The organism is Isoptericola sp. NPDC060257 (assembly GCF_042726645.1).
GTDB classification, from domain to species: domain Bacteria; phylum Actinomycetota; class Actinomycetes; order Actinomycetales; family Cellulomonadaceae; genus Isoptericola; species Isoptericola nanjingensis.
The window spans coordinates 1-3,481 of record NZ_JBHXAW010000369.1; the positions used below are offsets into that span (position 1 = coordinate 1).

Genomic DNA, 3,481 nt, shown 5'->3' on the forward strand with positions numbered 1-3,481 from the left:
TACCTCCGGCCGCGCCCGCGGAGGGCTACTTGTCCGCACCCGACCCCCCCGCCCGGGACGCGCGGCCGCGCGACGGCCGCACGGCGCACCGGGCCCTGACGGACAGGTGTGCCCCATGAAGACCATCGACACCCTGGGCGAGCTGCGCGGCAAGCGCGTCCTCGTCCGCTCGGACTTCAACGTGCCGCTCGACGGCACCACTATCACGGACGACGGCCGGATCAAGGCCGCGCTGCCCACGCTGCAGCGCCTCACGGACGCCGGCGCGCGCGTCGTCGTGACCGCCCACCTCGGGCGACCCAAGGGCGAGCCGAACCCCGCCTACTCCCTGGCGCCCGTGGCCGCGCGCCTCGGCGAGCTGCTGGGCCAGGACGTGGCCCTGGCGGGCGACGTGACCGGCTCGTCGGCCCGGGAGACCGTCGCCGACCTTGCCGACGGCCAGGTCGCCCTCCTGGAGAACGTCCGGTTCGACGCCCGCGAGACCTCGAAGGTCGACGCGGAGCGCGAGGAGCTGGCGGGCGAGCTCGCCGCGCTGGCCGACGCGTTCGTCTCCGACGGCTTCGGCGTCGTGCACCGCAAGCAGGCGTCGGTCTACGACGTCGCGAAGCTCCTCCCGGCCGCGGCCGGCGACCTCGTCCTCAAGGAGGTCGAGGCGCTCTCGCGAGCCACGACGGACCCGCAGCGCCCCTACGCTGTCGTCCTGGGCGGCTCGAAGGTCTCCGACAAGCTGGGCGTCATCGAGAACCTCCTGACGAAGGCCGACCGCCTGCTCATCGGCGGCGGCATGGTCTTCACCTTCCTCGCAGCGCAGGGCCACTCCGTGGGTTCGTCGCTGCTCGAGGCCGACCAGGTGGACACCGTCAAGGGCTACCTCGCCCAGGCCGCCGAGTCGGGCGTGGAGATCGTGCTGCCCACCGACATCGTCGCCGCGGACTCGTTCGCCGCGGACGCGCCGCACCGCACCGTGCCGGCCGACCAGATCCCCGACGGCACCATGGGCCTCGACATCGGCCCCGACTCCGGCGCGCTGTTCGCGGCGCGGCTCGCGGACGCGAAGACGGTCGTGTGGAACGGCCCGATGGGCGTGTTCGAGTTCGACGCGTTCGCCGCGGGCACCCGCGCGGTCGCGCAGGGCATCGTCGACGCGACCGCGGCGGGCGCGTTCTCGATCGTGGGCGGCGGCGACTCGGCCGCGGCGGTGCGCGTGCTCGGCTTCGACGAGGACGGCTTCAGCCACATCTCCACCGGTGGCGGCGCCAGCCTGGAGCTGCTCGAGGGCAAGGAGCTCCCGGGCCTCGCGGTCCTCGCCGACTGACGCACCGGCGGCGTCGGACGCCGACCGATCCTTCCCACCCAGCACGAGAGAACGAGGAGCCCACCGTGGCCACCACCCGCACGCCCCTGATGGCGGGCAACTGGAAGATGAACCTGGACCACACCGAGGCGATCGCCGCGGTGCAGAAGCTCGCGTGGACGCTCAAGGACGCGAAGCACGACTACGAGGCCGTCGAGGTCGCCGTCCTGGCGCCCTTCACGGACCTGCGCTCGGTGCAGACCCTCGTGGACGCCGACAAGCTCGACGTGCGCTACGGCGCGCAGGACCTGTCGACGCACGCGTCGGGTGCCTACACGGGCGAGGTCTCGGGCCCGATGCTGGCCCGCCTGGGCTGCACCTACGTGGCGGTCGGTCACTCCGAGCGTCGCGAGTACCACGCCGAGGACGACGCGCTGGTGAACGCCAAGGTGCGCGCCGCCTTCGAGCACGGTCTCGTGCCCATCCTGTGCGTCGGGGAGGGCCTGGACGTGCGCAAGGCCGGCGAGCAGGTCTCGTACACCCTCGCGCAGGTCGACGCGGCGCTGGCCGACGTGCCGGCGGAACAGGCGGCGCAGGTCGTCATCGCCTACGAGCCCGTGTGGGCGATCGGCACCGGCGAGGTCGCGACCCCGGAGGACGCGCAGGAGGTCTGCGGCGCGATCCGCGGCCGTCTCGCGGAGCTGTACGACGCGGAGCTCGCCGGGGGCGTGCGCGTCCTGTACGGCGGGTCGGTGAAGTCGGGCAACGTCGCGCAGATCATGGCCCAGCCCGACGTCGACGGCGCGCTGGTCGGTGGCGCGAGCCTCGACCCGGTCGAGTTCGCGAAGATCGCGCGCTACCAGTCGCACGTCGCCTGACGCGACACCTCCACGGCGGGCGCGGACCCGCCCGACGGACGCCTCCCGGGATCGTCACCCGATGGAAACATCGGTGTTCGCCTCGAGAGGCGTCCGTCACTTACTCTTGACCCGGCCGGGACGACGTCCTGGTCGGGTGACGAACAGAAGCCCGCCCCGCGGGACGGACGACGAACGAGGACAGCCGAGGACACCGTGGACGTTTTGCAGATCATCCTTCAGGTTCTCCTGGTGATCACCAGCGCCTTCCTGACCCTGCTCATCCTGATGCACAAGGGCAAGGGCGGCGGTCTGTCCGACATGTTCGGCGGGGGGATCTCGAGCGCCGCCGGAAGCTCCGGCGTCGCCGAGCGCAACCTCAACCGCATCACGGTGAGCTTCGCGCTCGTCTGGTTCGTCGTGATCGTGCTGCTGGGCCTCATCACGAAGGTGAGCTGAGCCGGCACGACCGCGACCGTCACCGGACGGGCCCAGGCCCGGACCGGTGGGGGGCACCAGGACCGGGCGCGAGCCCGGCCCGATGGTTCACGAAGATCGTCCGTGGGCGTACGCCCACTGAGTCGAAGGTGAGGACGACAGGACGTGGCTACAGCCGGTCATGCGATCCGGGGCTCGCGCGTGGGCGCGGGTCCGTTGGGAGAGTCCGAGCGCGGCGAGGCGGCACCCCGGGTGCGGGTCTCGTACTGGTGCGCGAACGGGCACGAGACGACGCCGAGCTTCTCGGCGAACGAGGACGTCGAGCCTCCGGAGTTCTGGGACTGCCCGCGCTGCGGCTTCCCCGCCGGGCTGGACGCGGCCAACCCACCGGAGCCGGTGCGGAACGAGCCGTACAAGACGCACCTGGCGTACGTGAAGGAACGTCGCTCCGAGGAGGACGGCGCCGCCCTCCTCGAGGAGGCGCTCGCGACGCTGCGGGCGCGCCGGACAGGGCTGCGCCGGGCGAGCTGACGACGCAGGGTCGGGCTCCGACCCGAGGGGGTGTCCACCTGTCGAGACGGTGGCGTAGTCTGGCCGCATGTTCGAGGAAGGACAGCTCTACGCCCCCGTCACCGAGGACGAGCACGGCGTCACGGTGCACCTCGCGGACGACCACCCCGGCGCGAACGACCCGGAATACCGGCGCCGCCGGGAGGTCATCGCCGGCCCGGCCCTGCGCTGGTCGCCCGGCGACCCCGTGCCCCGCGTCGAGTACACGGACGCGGAGAACGAGATCTGGCGCACCGTGTGCGCCGAGCTCGCCCCCAAGCACGAGCGCCTGGCGATCCGCGGGTACCTCGAGGGCAAGGAAGCCCTCGGCCTGCCGACCGAC

At 72.5% G+C, this 3,481-nt stretch carries 4 protein-coding genes and 1 pseudogene; all 5 read left to right on the forward strand.

From position 1 onward, the window contains the following. Positions 1-115: 115 nt before the first annotated feature. Positions 116-1,315, forward strand: coding sequence for a phosphoglycerate kinase (locus ACFWEK_RS20070; protein ID WP_430545601.1), 1,200 nt, complete (start codon positions 116-118; stop codon positions 1,313-1,315). Between the two features lie 89 nt (positions 1,316-1,404). Further along, positions 1,405-2,172, forward strand: coding sequence for a triose-phosphate isomerase (gene tpiA / locus ACFWEK_RS20075; protein ID WP_430555189.1), 768 nt, complete (start codon positions 1,405-1,407; stop codon positions 2,170-2,172). Between the two features lie 195 nt (positions 2,173-2,367). Beyond that, entirely contained in the window at positions 2,368-2,610 is a 243-nt protein-coding gene (gene secG, locus ACFWEK_RS20080) for a preprotein translocase subunit SecG (RefSeq protein WP_380326827.1), read from the forward strand. A 144-nt stretch (positions 2,611-2,754) separates the two neighbouring features. After that, on the forward strand, positions 2,755-3,120 hold the full coding sequence (locus ACFWEK_RS20085; RefSeq protein WP_430545600.1) for an RNA polymerase-binding protein RbpA: 366 nt from the start codon (positions 2,755-2,757) through the stop codon (positions 3,118-3,120). A gap of 67 nt (positions 3,121-3,187) precedes the next feature. After that, positions 3,188-3,481 (forward strand): annotated as a pseudogene (locus ACFWEK_RS20090) (phenylalanine 4-monooxygenase); the annotation flags it as partial.

What these genes read in the sequence shown, in the direction of transcription:
- tpiA (WP_430555189.1), top strand. Translation starts at nt 1,405, where the DNA reads ATGGCGGGCAACTGGAAGATGAACCTGGACCACACCGAGGCGATCGCC.
- ACFWEK_RS20070 (WP_430545601.1), top strand. Translation starts at nt 116, where the DNA reads ATGAAGACCATCGACACCCTGGGCGAGCTGCGCGGCAAGCGCGTCCTC.